This is a genomic window from Enterobacter sp. kpr-6 (assembly GCF_900116015.1).
Taxonomy (GTDB): Bacteria; Pseudomonadota; Gammaproteobacteria; order Enterobacterales; family Enterobacteriaceae; genus Enterobacter_D.
In genome coordinates this window covers 323,340-340,143 of record NZ_FOYH01000001.1, presented here as the reverse complement: position 1 = coordinate 340,143, position 16,804 = coordinate 323,340, and the positions used below count along the sequence as shown (strand labels likewise).

The window sequence follows — 16,804 nt, the reverse complement described above, 5'->3', positions numbered from 1 at the left end:
GGAGAGACAATGGGCGCATATTTACTCCGTCGTTTACTGTTGTTGATCCCGACGCTTTGGGCGATCATCACTATTAACTTTTTTATCGTGCAGATCGCCCCCGGCGGCCCGGTGGATCAGGCCATTGCCGCCATCGAGTTTGGTCAGCAGGGGACGTTACCGGGCGGCGGTGGCGACAATATGGGCGCTTCCCACGCACGCACCGGGGTGAGTAACGCCACCGACGGGCACTATCGCGGCGGGCGCGGGCTGGACCCGGAAGTGATCGCGGAGATCACCCAACGCTACGGCTTCGACAAGCCGATCCACGAGCGCTATTTCAAAATGCTGTGGGATTACGCCCGCTTCGATTTTGGCGACAGCCTGTTTCGCAGTGCCTCGGTGTTGCAACTGATCAAAGACAGTATGCCGGTTTCCATCACCCTCGGACTGTGGGGGACGCTGATTATCTATCTGGTGTCGATCCCGCTGGGTATTCGTAAAGCGGTGTACAACGGCAGCCGGTTCGATATCTGGAGCAGCGCCTTTATCATCATCGGCTACGCGATCCCGGCGTTTCTGTTTGCGGTGCTGCTGATTGTCTTTTTCGCAGGCGGCAGTTATTTCGATATATTCCCGCTGCGCGGACTGGTCTCAGCTAATTTCGACACCCTGCCGTGGTATCAGAAAATCACCGACTACCTCTGGCACATCACGCTGCCGGTGCTCGCTACCGTCATCGGCGGATTTGCTGCGCTGACGATGCTGACTAAAAACTCCTTCCTGGATGAGATCCGCAAACAGTACGTGGTCACCGCCCGCGCCAAAGGGGTGAGTGAGCGCAACATTCTGCACAAACATGTGTTTCGTAACGCCATGCTGCTGGTAATCGCGGGCTTTCCCGCCACCTTTATCAGCATGTTCTTTACCGGATCGCTGCTGATAGAAGTGATGTTTTCCTTAAACGGGCTGGGCCTGCTGGGGTACGAGGCCACCGTCTCGCGGGACTATCCGGTGATGTTCGGCACGCTCTATATTTTCACCCTGATCGGCCTGCTGCTGAATATTTTGAGCGATATCAGCTATACGCTGGTGGATCCCCGTATCGATTTTGAGGGCCGCTGATGCGTCAATTGAGCCATGTAAATCAGGCCCGCTGGGCACGTTTTCGTCATAACCGGCGCGGTTACTGGTCGCTGTGGATCTTCCTGGTGATTTTCGCTTTAAGCCTGTGCGCGGAGCTGGTCGCCAATGATAAACCGCTGCTGGTGCGCTACGACGGTCACTGGTATGCGCCGGTTTTAAAAGATTACAGCGAAACCACGTTTGGCGGTCAGTTCACCACCCCTGCGGATTATCAGGACCCCTGGCTGCAAAAACAGCTTGCCGACAAAGGCTGGGTTCTCTGGGCCCCCGTCCGCTTCGGTGCGCGCAGTATTAATTTCGCCACCGATACCCCCTTCCCTTCCCCGCCCTCTGCACAAAACTGGCTGGGCACGGACGCTAACGGCGGTGACGTGCTGGCGCGCATTTTGTACGGCACGCGGATTTCGGTGCTGTTTGGCCTGTTGCTCACCCTGTTTTCCAGCGTGATTGGCGTGACGGCAGGAGCCATTCAGGGCTATTACGGCGGCAAAATCGATCTCTTCGGGCAGCGCATCATTGAAGTCTGGGCAGGAATGCCGACGCTGTTTTTGATTATTCTGCTGTCCAGCGTGATCCAGCCGGGCTTCTGGTGGCTGCTGGCGGTGACCGTGGTGTTTGGCTGGATGAGTCTGGTGGGCGTGGTGCGGGCGGAGTTTTTACGCACGCGCAATTTTGACTATATCCGCGCGGCGCAGGCGCTCGGTGTGGGCGATCGCGGCATTATTTTCCGCCATATGCTGCCGAACGCCATGGTCGCCACCCTGACGTTTTTACCCTTTATTCTGTGCAGCTCGATCACCACGCTGACCTCGCTGGACTTCCTGGGCTTTGGTTTGCCGCAGGGATCGCCGTCGCTGGGCGAGTTGCTGTTACAGGGGAAAAACAATCTCCAGGCCCCGTGGCTTGGGATCGCGGCGTTTTTGTCGGTGGCAGTCCTGCTGTCGCTGCTTATTTTTATCGGCGAAGCGGTGCGCGACGCGTTTGATCCGAACAAGGCGGTTTAGCATGACCACTCCCCTGCTCAGCATTGATTCCCTGACCATTGCCTTTCGTCAGCAAAATGAACTGCGCACCGTGGTGCGCGATCTGTCGCTGCACATCCACGCCGGAGAAACGCTGGCGCTGGTCGGTGAATCCGGCTCCGGGAAAAGCGTCAGCGCCCTGTCGGTGCTGCGCCTGCTGCCCTCGCCACCCGTGGAATACCCAGGCGGCGATATTCTGTTTCATGGCGAAACCCTGCTGCATGCCAGTGAGCAGGTGCTGCGCGGCGTGCGGGGCAACAAAATTGCGATGATTTTCCAGGAACCGATGGTGTCGCTGAACCCGTTGCACACGCTGGAAAAACAGCTTTATGAAGTGCTGTCGCTGCATCGCGGAATGCGCCGTGAAGCCGCGCGCGGTGAAATGCTCGACTGTCTTGAGCGGGTCGGCATCCGCAATGCCCGCTCCCGGCTTGCTGATTTCCCCCACCAGCTTTCCGGCGGCGAACGCCAGCGCGTGATGATCGCGATGGCGCTGCTGACCCGCCCGGAGTTATTGATCGCCGACGAACCGACCACCGCGCTTGACGTCTCAGTACAGGCGCAAATTCTGCAACTGCTGCGCGAGTTACGCGACGAGCTGAACATGGGGCTGTTGTTTATCACCCATAACCTCAGCATTGTGAAAAAACTGGCCGACAACGTGGCGGTAATGCACAACGGTCAGTGCGTGGAGCAAAACCGCGCCTGTACCCTGCTTGCTCACCCGGCGCACCCTTACACTCAGCGCCTGCTCGACAGCGAGCCGTCCGGTCAGCCGGTCCCTTTACAGGCCGACGCGCCGCCGCTGCTGGAGGTGGACAATCTCGCCGTCGCCTTCCCGCTGCGTAAAGGGGTTTTCCGCCGCGTCGTGGGCAAAAAATCGGTGGTTAATAACGTCAGCTTCCGGCTGCGTCCTGGCGAAACGCTGGGGCTGGTCGGTGAATCCGGTTCGGGTAAAAGCACTACCGGCCTCGCCCTGCTGCGTCTTATCGCCTCTGAAGGGCGGATTATGTTTGACGGCAAGCCGTTGCACGCCTGGGATCGCAAAAAAATGCTGCCGGTTCGCCACCGCATTCAGGTGGTTTTTCAGGATCCCAACTCGTCCCTCAACCCGCGACTGGACGTGCAGCAAATCATTGAAGAGGGCTTGCGCGTGCATCAGCCTGCTCTTTCACCGCAGGCGCGTGAAGATCAGGTGAAAGCGGTGATGATGGAAGTGGGTCTGGATCCGGAGACGCGTCATCGCTACCCCGCAGAATTTTCCGGCGGGCAACGTCAGCGCATTGCGATTGCCCGCACGCTCATTCTGAAGCCTGAACTGATCATTCTTGATGAACTGACTTCATCGCTGGATCGCACGGTGCAGGCGCAGATCCTGGCGCTGTTAAAGTCGCTCCAGCAAAAGCACCGCCTGGCGTACATTTTCATCAGCCATGATTTGCATGTGGTGCGCGCGTTGTGCCATCAGGTCGTGGTGCTGCGGCAGGGAGAGGTGGTGGAACAGGGCGAGTGCGAACGCGTGTTTGCCGATCCGCAACAGCCCTATACGCGTCAGCTACTGGCGCTAAGCTGACGCTCAGAAAGGATTGTTATTAGAAAAAGGTTCCGCGATAGCAACGCCGAAGTTTTTCAGGCGACAGGTCGCCGCGAACTCGTCCTGACGGTTCACAAACAGGCACGGCTCGCCTTCGCATTCGAGTACCGAGCAGTGCACTTCAATGTCGCTCAGGGCCTGGCTGAGTTTATGCATCACTGGCCAGGCTTTGTCGCCGTCCGGACTCAGCAGCTTTAACGCAACCAGACAATTATCACCGCTCTGTCCATTCTGCGGAATCGGTTCAACTTTTGAACCTGCACATCCTGCCAGCCAGCGATAATTCTGCGGCAAGCGATGCACGATAGAGAGGTTTAATGAATTCACGTTCTTTCCCCGAAGCCTGGATACTTCACAATTATTTTACATCTATATTAACACATCATTGACAAGTCGTCCTGTCACGATGCAGTAACCGCTTACATCCAGTCACAATGCGGATTAGCAGCCTAATTATTAGGGTGTTAGCACTCTGCGTTACATCATATTTCGGGCTATATGTACCCGTTTATGCGATCTAACTCAACCTTTTTAACTACAAAGGTGTGACTTTTTACATAAATAGATTTTACATAAAATAAACAATTGTGCGGTTTTGGGGTTGATATACATCAACGAAAGGGGCATTTTTTGCCCCTCCGAAAGGATTACTGCGCGGATTTTTTACGGCGGCTGGCGTAGAGGTAAAACAGAATGGAACTGCTGGCGCAGAAAGCGATGGACCAGATCATCGGCCAGGCGCTGTTAAATGTCGCCAGTGACAGCAACGCGCCGACAATCGCCCCGATACCGAAACGAAACGTGCCAGCCAGCGATGACGCGGTGCCCGCCATATGCGGAAACTCATCGAGAATAACCGCCATCGCGTTTGAGGCCACCAGCGACACACAGCCGACAAATGCCGCCACACCAATCACCAGCGTCCAGAACGGCGCGCCGAACGCGGCGCAAAGCACCATCCACAACGCCATGACAAACTGGATCCACAGCCCCGTGCGGAACATATTCACCGCCCCCACCCGCCGTACAAAACGGCTGTTGATGATGGTCATGATGAACAGGAAGACAATATTCAGCGCGAAGTAGTAGCCAAAATCCTGCGGCGAGACGTGGTTGATCTCGATGTAGACAAACGGCCCGGCGCTGAGGAATGAGAACATCCCGGCGAAGCTAAAGCCGCTGGCGAGCATATAGCTCAGTACCCGCTTATGGCGAAACAGGGTGGCAAAATTCCCGATGGTGGTACGGATATGGAATTTCTGCCGCCGCTCGACCGGCAGCGTTTCATTGATGAAGAAGAAGATCATCAGCGAAGCCAGCAGCGCAGCAATGGCGAGGATCCAGAAAATCATATGCCAGCTAAACCACACCAGCACCGCCCCACCAATCATCGGCGCGAGCAGCGGCGCAATGGTAGTGACCAGCATGACGAACGACATCATGCGCGAAAACTCTTCTTTCGGGTAAATGTCGCGCATCAGGGCGTTGATCACCACGCTCGCGGCCGCTGCTGCCAGCCCGTGGAAGAAGCGCATGGTGATAAGCTGATCGATGCTTTGCGCCAGCGCACAGGCGACCGCCGCCGCCGCAAAAATCAACGTACCGCCAAGGATCACCGGTTTGCGCCCGATGCTGTCTGCCATCGGCCCGTACAGAAGCTGCCCCAGCGCAAAGCCCAGAATATAGGTACTGAGCGTCATCTGTGCGCTACCCGCCGGTACGCCAAATTGTTCAGCAATCACCGGCAGCGCGGGCAAGTACATATCAATGGAGAGCGGCATCAGCATGGCCAGCAGGCCAAGGATAAAGACGATACTGAATGAAGATTGCTGCCTGGTGGTCACGTAAAACTCCTGAGGTTAGCGAGAAGGCATCCCAACGCTGGCGATCTCTTCTTCCGTTAACGGGCGGTATTCCCCGGGGGCGAGATCGTCATCAAGCGCAATCGCGCCGATACGTTCACGATGCAGTTCCAGCACACGGTTACCGACGGCGGCAAACATGCGTTTAACCTGATGGTAGCGGCCTTCGCTGATGGTCAGACGCACCTGCGTCGGTGTGATGACCTCAAGCTGTGCCGGTTTGGTAAGATCTTTTTCGTTATGCAACTGAACGCCACGGGTAAACTGCTCTGCCGTGTCATCGCTGACCGGGGATTCAAGCGTCACCAGGTAGGTCTTTTCACAGTGATGGCGTGGAGAGGTAATGCGGTGCGACCACTGCCCGTCGTCGGTCATCAGCACCAGACCGGTGGTGTCGATATCCAGACGCCCGGCGGCGTGCAGCTTATGCGCCACAGGCTCATCAAGAAAATAGAGAACGGTCGGATGATCGGGATCGTCGGTTGAACAGACGTAGCCCTGGGGTTTATTCAGCATGAAATAGCGCGGGCCGTTCTGCTGCGCCAGGGGATTGCCATCAAACTCGACGTTGTGTTCAGGCAGGAGTTTAAACGCTGCGTTTCTTACAATTTCGCCGTCAACGGTGATACGGCTGCCACGGATTTCACGCCCGGCAATAGCCCGGCTTACGCCGAGTTGCAAAGCGATAAACTTATCAAGTCGCATGAATTCTTATTAGCCTGTAATGATGCTGGAGTCGGGCAGAGCGCCCAAAAAAGAAGTAATGTACAGTGTTACCGTTTAAGTATAACGGCGTCTGAGCATCGCTCAAGGGAAAAAGATCCGTGGCATACTATACCCTAAATAATTCGAGTTGCAGGAAGGCGGCAAGGGAGTGAATCCCCGGGAGCTTACAAAGGTAAGTGACTGGGGTGAGTGAGCGCTGCCAACGCCCATGCAACTTGAAGTATGACGGGTATATTAGCAAGCTGATGAACACTGAGATGCAATGACTTTTACACTTCGCCCCTATCAACGCGAAGCGGTGGATGCCACCCTCGCCCATTTTCGAAAACACCAACAACCTGCGGTGATTGTCCTGCCCACTGGGGCGGGCAAAAGTCTGGTGATCGCTGAACTGGCCCGCGTGGCGCGTGGGCGCGTGCTGGTCCTCGCCCACGTTAAAGAGCTGGTAGCGCAAAACCATGCAAAATATCAGGCGCTCGGTCTTGAGGCGGATATCTATGCCGCCGGACTTAAGCGCAAAGAGAGCCACGGTAAAGTGGTGTTTGGCAGCGTGCAGTCGGTGGCGCGTAACCTTGACCATTTTCAGGGGGAGTTTTCCCTGCTGATCGTCGATGAATGCCACCGCATCAGCGATGAAGACGAAAGCCAGTATCAGCAGATCCTCGCGCATCTGGCCACGGTTAATCCAAACATCCGCCTGCTTGGGCTGACCGCCACGCCCTTTCGTCTCGGTAAAGGCTGGATTTATCAGTTTCATTATCACGGCATGGTGCGCGGCAACGAAAAAGCGCTGTTCCGCGACTGCATTTATGAACTGCCGCTGCGCTATATGATCAAGCACGGCTATCTGACGCCGCCGGAACGCCTTGATATGCCCGTGGTGCAGTACGATTTCAGCCGCCTGAAGGTGCAAAACAACGGTCTGTTCAGCGAAGCGGACCTGAATGGCGAGCTGAAAAAGCAGCAGCGCATTACTCCGCATATCATCAGCCAGATTGAAGAGTTTGCCGCCACCCGCAAGGGCGTGATGATTTTCGCCGCCACGGTGGAACATGCCCGCGAGATCACCGGGTTATTACCTGCCGACGATGCCCGGCTTATTACCGGCGACACGCCGGGTAACGAGCGTGATGCGCTGATTGAGGCGTTTAAAGCCCAGCAGTTTCGCTATCTGGTGAACGTGTCGGTGCTGACCACCGGCTTTGACGCGCCGCATGTGGATTTGATTGCCATCCTGCGTCCGACCGAATCTGTCAGCCTTTATCAGCAGATTGTGGGCCGTGGGCTGCGACTGGCACCGGGCAAAACCGATTGCCTGATTCTGGATTATGCGGGCAACCCGCACGATCTCTACGCCCCGGAAGTCGGTGCGCCCAAAGGGAAAAGCGACAACGTGCCGGTGCAGGTGTTCTGCCCGGACTGCGGCTTTGCCAACACCTTCTGGGGCAAAACCACCGCTGACGGAACGCTTATCGAGCATTTTGGCCGCCGCTGTCAGGGCTGGTTTGAAGATGACGACGGCCACCGCGCCCAGTGTGACTACCGCTTTCGCTTCAAAAACTGCCCGCAGTGCAACGCGGAGAATGATATCGCCGCAAGACGTTGCCGCGAATGCGACACGGTGCTGGTCGACCCGGACGATATGCTCAAAGCGGCGCTGAAACTGAAAGACGCGCTGGTCCTGCGCTGTGGCGGCATGACGTTACAACACGGAGCAGACGAAAAAGGCGAATGGCTGAAAGTCACCTATTACGATGAAGACGGCGCGGATGTGAGCGAACGCTTTCGCCTGCAAACCCCTGCCCAGCGCACCGCGTTTGAGCAGTTGTTTATCCGCCCGCACACGCGCACGCCGGGCGTGCCGCTGCGCTGGATCGTGGCGGCAGATATCACGGCACAACAGGCGCTGCTGCGCCACCCGGATTTTGTGGTCGCCCGTAAAAAAGGGCAGTTCTGGCAGGTGCGTGAAAAGGTGTTTGATTACGAAGGACGTTACCGACGCGCCAATGAATTGCGCGGCTAGCGGCACTTTTCGTTGAAGTAGCGGGCTTTCGAGTATAGAATACCGCCCGCTTTACAACCGTAAAGCCGATCATCTGCCTGTTGCTGGGTCGCCTGTAACAGGAACTCATTGAAGAGAGATTCAAATGTTTACTATTGAAGCACAAGCACGTAAAGAGCAGGGTAAGGGTGCGAGCCGCCGCCTGCGTACCGCTAACAAGTTCCCGGCAATCGTTTATGGTGGCACTGAAGCCCCAATCGCGATTGAACTGGATCACGACAAAGTGATGAACATGCAAGCCAAAGAAGGTTTTTACGGCGAAGTTCTGACCCTGGTTGTTGACGGTACTGAAGTAAAAGTTAAAGTGCAGGCTGTACAGCGTCACGCGTTCAAGCCGAAACTGACTCACATCGACTTCGTTCGCGCGTAATCGCAACAGGTTGAAAAAAAACCCCGCTCCGGCGGGGTTTTTTATTATTTGCCGCCGCTCAGACGACGCTGTAGCTGGTCGCGCAAGTTTGGCGGAGTGCCTTTGATAGTCAGGGTGTCGGTTGCCGGATCCCAGAAAATACGTTCGCCAAGCAGCATGGCATCGAAGTTAATCGTCAAGCCGCCGCCGCTACCCGCGTATTTGGTGAGCTGACGCAGCGTACTGCGATCCGCCGGGAAGCTCTCTTCCAGCTCATAGCCCTTATCCGCGGTAAATTCCTGGAAGCTCACTTCACTCACACCGGCCAGCTCTTTTGACAGAGACTCCAGTTCGATCTCTTCCCCGGCCTGCAACTGCTCGTTGCAGTAGCTGTAGACCTGCTGACGCACATTTTGCCGCTCAGATTTATCCAGTTGGGCTTCGGCAGTAAAGTCATCCACTGCCTGTAACAGGCCACGGTTTTGCGCTTTGGCGTTCAGCCCTTCGCTCGCCCCGAGGAAATCCATAAAGAAGTCAGCGACTTTGCGCCCTACCCGCCCTTTTAAGAACGTCAGGTAACGCGTGGATTCCGGGTTGGTTTCCCACTCGGTTAAATCGATGCGCGCCACGATATCCGCGTGGTTGATATCCAGATAATGCGTGGAGCTGATGTCCAGTTGCTCGTTAACGCGCATACTGCTTAAGTTGTTCAGCACGCTGACCAGCAGGTATTCGACCGCCAGATAACGGTAATGGCAGAACAGCACGATGCCACCGTCGGCAAAGGGGTATTTTGCCAGCTCATCGCGCAGGCGTCCGGTTGCCGCCCGGCTAAAGGCCAGAAAGTCTTCCTCACCCTGACGTTGCAGACGCAGCGCCTGTGCCAGTTCGCTCTCTTCGCTAAACAGACCGTAGGCTTTATTTTTTGCGCTATAGACGCGATGCAACTCTGCGACCATATCGTTGACGGTTGCCGTCGGTTCCAGTAATGAATCGCGCAGCACCAGCTCAAGGGTTTGTTCATCGCGCTTGATAAGCTGGTGCAGGGCAATCTGGTTGATATCCAGACTCATGATAAACTCTCCTGTTAGACCGGGCGGTATTCAACCACTGCAGGGAGAACAGTGCAACAGTGCATTAGCGGATAAAAAAGCAGAAAAAAAGATGTCTCTACGGTAATATGTTGCCCTTTCATGAACAGACTGATTTCGATTTTATGCCACAAATCTCCCGCTACAGTGATGAACACGTTGAACAACTGCTGAGTGAACTGGCGAACGTGCTGGAAAAACATAAGACGCCAACCGATCTTTCCCTGATGGTTCTGGGAAATATGGTGACCAATCTTATCAATACCAGTATCGCTCCGGCTCAGCGTCAGGCCATTGCACGGTCTTTTGCTCAGGCGCTCCAGTCCTCGGTTAACGACGACCCCGCGCATTAAGGAACACGACGACATTTTATGGTGACTCATCGTCAGCGCTACCGTGAAAAAGTCTCCCAGATGGTTAGCTGGGGGCACTGGTTTGCCTTGTTCAACATTTTGTTGTCCATGGTATTCGGCAGCCGCTACCTGTTTGTCGCCGACTGGCCGACAACGCTTGTCGGGCGGATCTATTCGTACCTGAGCATTGTCGGGCATTTCAGCTTTTTAGTGTTCGCCACCTATCTGCTGATCCTGTTTCCGCTGACATTTATTATTATGTCGCAGCGTCTGATGCGTCTGCTGTCTGCCATTCTGGCGACGGTGGGCATGACGCTGCTGCTGATAGACAGCGAAGTCTTTACCCGCTTTCACCTGCACCTTAATCCCCTCGTCTGGGAACTGGTTATCAACCCCGATCAAAATGAGATGGCGCGCGACTGGCAACTGATGTTTATCAGCGTGCCGGTGGTGTTACTCATTGAGATGCTGTTTGCGACCTGGAGCTGGCAAAAACTGCGTAGCCTGACGCGCCGCCGCCATTATGCCAAGCCCGTCGCCGGATTTTTCTTTGTGGCGTTTATCGCTTCGCACGTCATGTATATCTGGGCTGACGCTAACTTTTACCGCCCGGTAACCATGCAGCGCGCGAATCTGCCGCTCTCCTACCCCATGACCGCTCGTCGTTTTCTGGAAAAACACGGCCTGCTTGATGCGCAGGAGTATCAGCGTCGGCTGGTGGAGCAAGGCAATCCGGAAGCGGTATCGGTGCAATATCCGCTGAGCGAATTGCGCTATCGCGATATGGGCCAGGGACAAAACGTCCTGCTGATTACCGTCGACGGGCTGAATTATTCCCGTTACGAGAAGCAGATGCCCGCGCTTGCCAGCTTCGCGGAACAGAACATTAGTTTTACGCAACATATGAGCACCGGTAATAACACCGACAGCGGCCTTTTCGGGCTGTTTTACGGCATTTCTCCGGCGTATATGGATGGTGTACTCTCTTCACGCACCCCGGCGGCGCTGATCACCGCGCTGAATCAGCAGGGCTATCAACTGGGCCTCTTCTCCTCCGATGGCTTTAGCAGCGCGCTGTATCGTCAGGCGTTGCTCTCTGACTTCTCGCTGCCTGCGGCAAAATCGCAGTCGGACAAGCAGACCGCCGATCAGTGGATCAACTGGCTGGGCCGCTACGCCGAAGAAGATAACCGCTGGTTCTCGTGGGTTGCGCTGAATGGGACGTCGCTTGAAGACACCAATCAGCAGGGCTTTGCCCGTCGTTATGCCCGCGCGGCGGGTAACGTAGACGACCAGATTGAACGCGTGCTGAGCGCGTTGCGTGACGCCGGTAAGCTCGATAAAACGGTGGTGATTATTACCGCAGGTCACGGCATGGCGATCGATAAATCCGAGCGCACTTTTGACTGGTCACGGCCAAATCTGCACGTGCCGCTGGTGATCCACTGGCCGGGCACACCGGCGCAGCACATCAATAAATTGACCGATCATAAAGATGTCATGACCACGCTGATGCAGCGCCTGTTACAGGTCAATACGCCAGCGAATGAATACTCTCAGGGTCAGGATCTGTTTAACGCCACGCGCCGTCATAACTGGGTTACAGCCGCCAACGCTACGGCGCTGGCCATCACCACTCCGCAGATGACGCTGGTTCTGGATCACAGCGGGAATTATCAGACCTGGAACGCCCAGGGCGAGAAGATCCGCGATCAGAAACCGCAGCTCAGTTTACTGCTTCAGGTTCTGACGGATGAAAAACGGTTCATCGCTAACTGATTGATTAATTATAAATCAATCAGGCTGACCCCGGCTTGCAATCACTCGCAAAACGGGTAGTATTACCGCCACAGTTCGGCACGTAGCGCAGCCTGGTAGCGCACCGTCATGGGGTGTCGGGGGTCGGAGGTTCAAATCCTCTCGTGCCGACCAAAAATTTCCCCAAAAAAAACCAACCTTAACGGTTGGTTTTTTTATGCGCGGAATTTCAGTTCAGGCAATTTCCGCCACACACTCTGGTTCATTTTGCACTTGGTCATTTGCGGCACTGGCAACATCCGCCGCCAGCAGATCGTACTTCAGACCCAGCACCTGGCTGGTGGAGTACAGCGCCTGCTCCGCCAGCGCCGGATGACGGCTTAACGCCACGCCGTAAGTTGGCACCATCGTTTTCAGCTTCTCCTGCCACGCTGCGGAATTGAGTTTCTCTTTAAACACCTTTTCCATCAGATGCAGCATGATCGGCGCGGCGGTCGACGCACCCGGCGATGCGCCCAGCAGCGCGGCAATCGTGCCCTGCTCATCGCACACCACTTCGGTACCGAGACGCAGCACGCCACCTTTACGGGCCACGCGCTCAATAATCTGTACGCGCTGTCCGGCCTGCCACAAACGCCAGTCCTCTTTCTTCGCCTGCGGATAATAGTCACGAAGCGCCGCGAGGCGGTTGTCTTCACTCTGCACCACCTGCCCGACCAGATATTTCACCAGGCCAAAGTTGCTCAGGCCGACGTTAACCATCGGCATAAAGTTGGCGGGTTTAGTGGAGCGAGGCAGATCCCAGAGGGAGCCGTTTTTCAGGAATTTCGTCGAGAACGTGGCGAAAGGTCCGAAGAGTAAAACGCGTTTACCGTCGATGATGCGGGTATCAATATGAGGGACCGACATCGGTGGCGCGCCGACCGATGCCTGACCGTAGACTTTGGCCTGATGCCGGTTAACCACCTCCGGGTTATCCGCCACCAGGAACTGACCACCCACCGGGAAGCCTGCATAATCCGCCGCTTCCGGGATACCCGATGCCTGCAACAGTTTTAACGCCGCGCCCCCTGCCCCAATAAACACAAACTTCGCGTTGATAGTCTGTTTGACCTGGCGGTTGTTGAGATCCACCACCGTCACCGTCCAGCTATTATCTGCATTGCGCGTGATCCCGCGCACTTCTGTATTCAGTTGCAGGGAAAAGTTATCGTGCTTTTGCATGGCAGCGACAAGCTGGCGGGTGACTTCGCCGAAGTTAACGTCGGTGCCCAGTTCGGTACGGGTGGCGGCGACTTTTTGCTGCGGATCGCGTCCTTCCATCACCAGCGGTGCCCAGGCTTTGATCTGCGCATAATCTTCGGAATAGCGGATGCCGCGGAACAGGTCGTTTTGCTGCATCGCGGCGTAGCGGGTGCGCAGGAATTTAACGTTGTCGTCGCCCCACACAAAGCTCATGTGCGGAACGGTATTAATAAATGAGCGGGGATTATTCAGGACTCCGGCTTTTACCTGATGCGCCCAAAACTGGCGGGAAATAAGAAAGGCTTCGTTAATTTCAACCGCTTTATCAATGCTGACTGAACCATCGGCATTTTTCGGCGTGTAGTTCAGCTCCATCAGTGCGGAGTGCCCCGTTCCGGCGTTATTCCAGCCGTCGGAACTCTCTTTTGCCACCGCATCCAGCCGCTCAACCAGGGTGATTGACCAGTCCGGCTCCAGCGCCTGGAGGTAGGTGCCAAGTGTTGCACTCATGATCCCGCCACCAATCAAAAGCACGTCCGTTTGCTGAGTAACCGTCACTGTCGTTTTCGCTGCTGCGGTTGCCGCACGCAGACGTGGTGCTTTAGCAAAGAGCCTGGCACGCATCTTTTTCATAATGATAATGCCTTACTTTTAGTGCCGCTTTAATGGATGTTAATGCGGTTGAAATTATTCACGGAACTAACGTAACACCATCGGCTGGTAAATTAAATATTGTTTAAATACTAAAAATTAAGTTGATTATTGTTAACTTAAAGTTAGGGATTTATAAGGTTAATGACAAAAAAACTGGTATCTCCTGCGCTCTGAGGCTACTATTTCGCGCTTTCTTACACTGCATGGATGCCTGTCAGCCCGCATTGCGCGTGGCGTTTACTATCTGCGAATCCTTATGCCTGACTCACATGCATCTATAACTTCAAAAAATAGTGGTAGCGTCAGCACCGTGCTGCGTTCGCCTTCGCTTTTACTGCGCGAATCCCTCGCAGGCGTGATCACCGCGCTGGCGCTGATCCCGGAAGTCATCTCTTTTTCCGTCATTGCGGGCGTCGATCCGAAGGTTAGCCTGGTCGCATCAGTAGTACTCTGTCTGGCGATGTCGTTTCTCGGCGGACGTCCGGCAATGGTCACCGCCGCAGCCGGTTCCGTGGCGCTGGTGATCGGCCCGATGGTGCATCAGCACGGGGTGGAATACATTCTTCCGGCAGTCTTACTGGCCGGGCTTATCCAGATTATTTTCGGCCTCGCGGGCATGGCGCGCCTGATGCGTTTTATTCCGCATACGGTCATGACCGGGTTTGTGAACGCGCTGGGTATTTTGATTTTCTTCGCTCAGGTGCCGCATTTCTGGACGCGCGATCCGCTGATCCTCGCCCTCTTCGCCCTGACGCTGCTGATTGTGCTGTGGCTGCCGCGCTGGGTGAAAAGTGTTCCCGCGCCGCTGGTCGCCATCGTCCTGCTGACCGTATTTACCGTCACCACCGGGCAGATCCTGCCAACCGTGGGGGATGAAGGCCCGATGTCCGGCGGCCTGCCGGGTCTGACCCAGTGGCTGGTGCCGTTTAATCTCAGCACGCTGGCGATCGTCTGGCCCTGCGCGCTCAGTATCGCGTTTGTCGGCTTAATGGAATCGCTACTGACCGCCAAACTGGTGGATGATTTAACCGATACGCCGTCGGGCAAGCGTCGGGAGAGCGTGGGACTCGGGATCGCAAATATTCTCTCCGGGTTTTACGGCGGTATCGCCGGGTGCGCAATGATTGGCCAGACCATCGTTAACGTTGAGATGGGCAAAGGCCGCAGCCGGGTGTCGACTATCGCGGCGGGCATTGTGCTGCTGCTGCTGGTGACGGCGCTCAGCGAGGTGATGGCTAAAATCCCGATGGCGGTGCTGGCGGGCATTATGGTGATTGTGGCGATTAAGACCTTCAACTGGCACAGCATTCAGCCCACGGCGCTAAAACACGCGCCGGTGAGCGAAACGCTGGTGATGCTGGTGACGGTGATCGCCACCGTCAGCACCGGGAATCTGGCCATTGGCGTCATCGCCGGTGTCGCGCTGATGGTTGTACTGCCGCGCACCTTCAGACGTAAACACGCTAAAGCAAAAACAGCGTCGCCAGACCAAGAAAAATAAAGAAGCCGCCGGTATCCGTTACCGCGGTGATAATCACACTGGAGCCGACCGCCGGGTCGCGCCCCAGTTTTAACATTACCATCGGGATAAGCACGCCCATCAGCGCGGCCACCAGCAGATTCAGCACCATCGCCAGCATCATGACCCCGCCGAGCGCCATGTCGCCATACAGCCCCCAGGTGACGCCGCCCATAATCCCGCCCCACACCACGCCGTTAATCAGCGCCACGCCCATTTCGCGGAAAATCAAAAAGCGAAAGTTACCCGGATGAATGTTTTGCAGCGCCAGCGCGCGAACAATCATGGTGATTGTCTGATTGCCGGTGTTGCCGCCGATCCCGGCGACAATTGGCATCAGTGAAGCCAGCGCCACCAGTTGCGAGATGGTGTTTTCAAAACCGTCGATCACCCGCGAGGCGATAAAGGCGGTACAGAGGTTCAGCGCCAGCCACGCCCAGCGTGTTTTCACCGCTTTGCCGACCGGAGCAAAAACGTCTTCCTCCGCGCTCAGGCCCCCCATCAGGCGCATGTCGTTATCGGTTTCTTCGTACACGACGTTGACGATCTCATCGATGGTCAGGCGGCCCATGAGCATGCCGCGATCGTCGATAACCGCCGCACTGAGCAGGTTGTCACGTTCAAAGGTACGGGCGACTTTTTCCGCATTGTCCTCCGGTAAGAAAGTGACCGGATCGGGGGTCATCACCTCGCTGACAAGCGCCTCTGGCGGGTGCAGCAAAATGGTTTGCAGGGTCAGTTCACCGTAAAGGGCGTTGTCGCGACTGGTGACAAAAAGTTTGTCGGTGTTGTCGGGCATCGTCCCGCGCCGCCGGAGAAAACGCTGCACGGTGGCAAGCGTGATATCCGCGCGGATGGTGATCACCTCAAACGCCATGATCGCCCCGACACTGTTCTGCTCGTAATTCAGCACCTGGCGTACGCGGGCGCGTTCATTGGCGGGCAGCGAGGCGACCAGACGCCCGGTGAGATTACGCGGCAGGCGCGACACCAGGTAAATCTGCTCGTCAATGTCGAGCATTTGCAGCGCCTCAAGCAGCGCTTTGTCGCTCATGTCCTCGATCACGTCGTCCCAGACGTTCCTCGATGCCTCCAGCAGCACTTCGCCCTGCTTGAGTTTGTCCACCAGCCGCCACAGGGCGCGCCGTTCCTCTGAGGGCAACGCCTCCAGCGTATCGGCGAGATCGGGCGGCGGCAAATGGGCGACCAGCACTTCCACTTCCGCCATGTCTTCAGCCAGTGTGCCCACGTCATACTGTTCGGCGAGGGTCAGTTTACCCGTCAGGCTGGAGGTAATGGCTTTATCGGTGGTCAGAAGCCAAATCAGTCGCGCGCGTTCTTCATCGCGAAGTCGGGCGCTGTTTTTAGGGGATGAATGCATCGGTGCGTCCTGGCAAAAATAACAGGGTTAAGCATAGCGGCAGAAAAGAGGAATTGCCCGGCA

14 protein-coding genes and 1 tRNA gene are annotated in these 16,804 nt (G+C 56.0%); 9 read left to right on the top strand and 6 right to left on the bottom strand.

The annotated features are described in order from the left end of the window. Positions 1 to 9: 9 nt before the first annotated feature. The 3 genes from BM373_RS01575 to yejF are packed head-to-tail and all read left to right on the top strand — an operon-like array spanning position 10 to position 3,720. The gene (locus tag BM373_RS01575; RefSeq protein WP_090458677.1) at positions 10 to 1,104 is read left to right on the top strand and encodes a microcin C ABC transporter permease YejB; all 1,095 of its coding nucleotides are present in this window, start codon (positions 10 to 12) and stop codon (positions 1,102 to 1,104) included. Next, positions 1,104 to 2,129 (top strand): microcin C ABC transporter permease, encoded by a 1,026-nt coding sequence (locus tag BM373_RS01570; protein ID WP_090458674.1) that lies wholly within the window; start codon positions 1,104 to 1,106, stop codon positions 2,127 to 2,129. Before BM373_RS01575 ends, BM373_RS01570 begins: the two co-directional genes overlap by 1 nt. A gap of 1 nt (position 2,130) precedes the next feature. After that, positions 2,131 to 3,720 carry a microcin C ABC transporter ATP-binding protein YejF gene (gene yejF / locus BM373_RS01565; protein ID WP_090458672.1) on the top strand — a complete coding sequence of 530 codons (1,590 nt, stop codon included), beginning with the start codon at positions 2,131 to 2,133 and terminating at the stop codon, positions 3,718 to 3,720. Between the two features lie 3 nt (positions 3,721 to 3,723). On the opposite strand, the gene BM373_RS01560 is transcribed toward yejF, so the two are convergent. The 3 genes from BM373_RS01560 to rsuA form a co-directional block, all read right to left on the bottom strand. Then, positions 3,724 to 4,068 (bottom strand): YejG family protein, encoded by a 345-nt coding sequence (locus BM373_RS01560; protein WP_090458669.1) that lies wholly within the window; start codon positions 4,066 to 4,068, stop codon positions 3,724 to 3,726. A gap of 320 nt (positions 4,069 to 4,388) precedes the next feature. Continuing rightward, positions 4,389 to 5,585, bottom strand: a complete 1,197-nt coding sequence (locus tag BM373_RS01555; RefSeq protein WP_090458666.1) for a Bcr/CflA family multidrug efflux MFS transporter — start codon at positions 5,583 to 5,585, stop codon at positions 4,389 to 4,391. Between the two features lie 15 nt (positions 5,586 to 5,600). After that, positions 5,601 to 6,308 (bottom strand): 16S rRNA pseudouridine(516) synthase RsuA, encoded by a 708-nt coding sequence (rsuA, locus tag BM373_RS01550; protein ID WP_090458664.1) that lies wholly within the window; start codon positions 6,306 to 6,308, stop codon positions 5,601 to 5,603. 283 nt (positions 6,309 to 6,591) lie between these two features. On the opposite strand from rsuA, the gene BM373_RS01545 reads away from it, so the two are divergent. Together BM373_RS01545 and rplY are read left to right on the top strand one after the other, a co-directional pair. Then, positions 6,592 to 8,352 carry a DNA repair helicase RadD gene (locus tag BM373_RS01545; RefSeq protein WP_090458662.1) on the top strand — a complete coding sequence of 587 codons (1,761 nt, stop codon included), beginning with the start codon at positions 6,592 to 6,594 and terminating at the stop codon, positions 8,350 to 8,352. A gap of 124 nt (positions 8,353 to 8,476) precedes the next feature. Then, positions 8,477 to 8,761: a 50S ribosomal protein L25 gene (gene rplY / locus BM373_RS01540; protein ID WP_090458659.1), complete on the top strand. Its 285-nt coding sequence runs from the start codon at positions 8,477 to 8,479 to the stop codon at positions 8,759 to 8,761. Between the two features lie 44 nt (positions 8,762 to 8,805). Here rplY and yejK read toward each other — a convergent pair whose 3' ends face one another. Next, positions 8,806 to 9,813, bottom strand: a complete 1,008-nt coding sequence (gene yejK, locus BM373_RS01535) for a nucleoid-associated protein YejK (protein ID WP_090458657.1) — start codon at positions 9,811 to 9,813, stop codon at positions 8,806 to 8,808. 143 nt (positions 9,814 to 9,956) lie between these two features. Between yejK and BM373_RS01530 the strand changes: the two genes are divergently transcribed. The 3 genes from BM373_RS01530 (at position 9,957) to BM373_RS01520 (ending at position 12,116) form a co-directional block, all read left to right on the top strand. Beyond that, positions 9,957 to 10,184, top strand: coding sequence for a YejL family protein (locus BM373_RS01530; RefSeq protein ID WP_090459944.1), 228 nt, complete (start codon positions 9,957 to 9,959; stop codon positions 10,182 to 10,184). Between the two features lie 18 nt (positions 10,185 to 10,202). Next, on the top strand, positions 10,203 to 11,963 hold the full coding sequence (gene yejM / locus BM373_RS01525; RefSeq protein WP_090458654.1) for an LPS biosynthesis-modulating metalloenzyme YejM: 1,761 nt from the start codon (positions 10,203 to 10,205) through the stop codon (positions 11,961 to 11,963). A 76-nt stretch (positions 11,964 to 12,039) separates the two neighbouring features. Beyond that, a tRNA-Pro gene (locus BM373_RS01520) sits at positions 12,040 to 12,116 on the top strand. A 60-nt stretch (positions 12,117 to 12,176) separates the two neighbouring features. Here the strand turns inward: BM373_RS01520 and mqo are convergent. Next, positions 12,177 to 13,820: a malate dehydrogenase (quinone) gene (gene mqo / locus BM373_RS01515; protein WP_090458651.1), complete on the bottom strand. Its 1,644-nt coding sequence runs from the start codon at positions 13,818 to 13,820 to the stop codon at positions 12,177 to 12,179. 277 nt (positions 13,821 to 14,097) lie between these two features. On the opposite strand from mqo, the gene BM373_RS01510 reads away from it, so the two are divergent. Next, positions 14,098 to 15,342 (top strand): SulP family inorganic anion transporter, encoded by a 1,245-nt coding sequence (locus tag BM373_RS01510; protein ID WP_090458648.1) that lies wholly within the window; start codon positions 14,098 to 14,100, stop codon positions 15,340 to 15,342. Here the strand turns inward: BM373_RS01510 and mgtE are convergent. Beyond that, complete coding sequence (gene mgtE / locus BM373_RS01505) at positions 15,305 to 16,741, bottom strand: magnesium transporter (RefSeq protein ID WP_090458646.1); 1,437 nt, start codon at positions 16,739 to 16,741, stop codon at positions 15,305 to 15,307. The genes BM373_RS01510 and mgtE overlap by 38 nt on opposite strands. Positions 16,742 to 16,804: the final 63 nt, after the last annotated feature.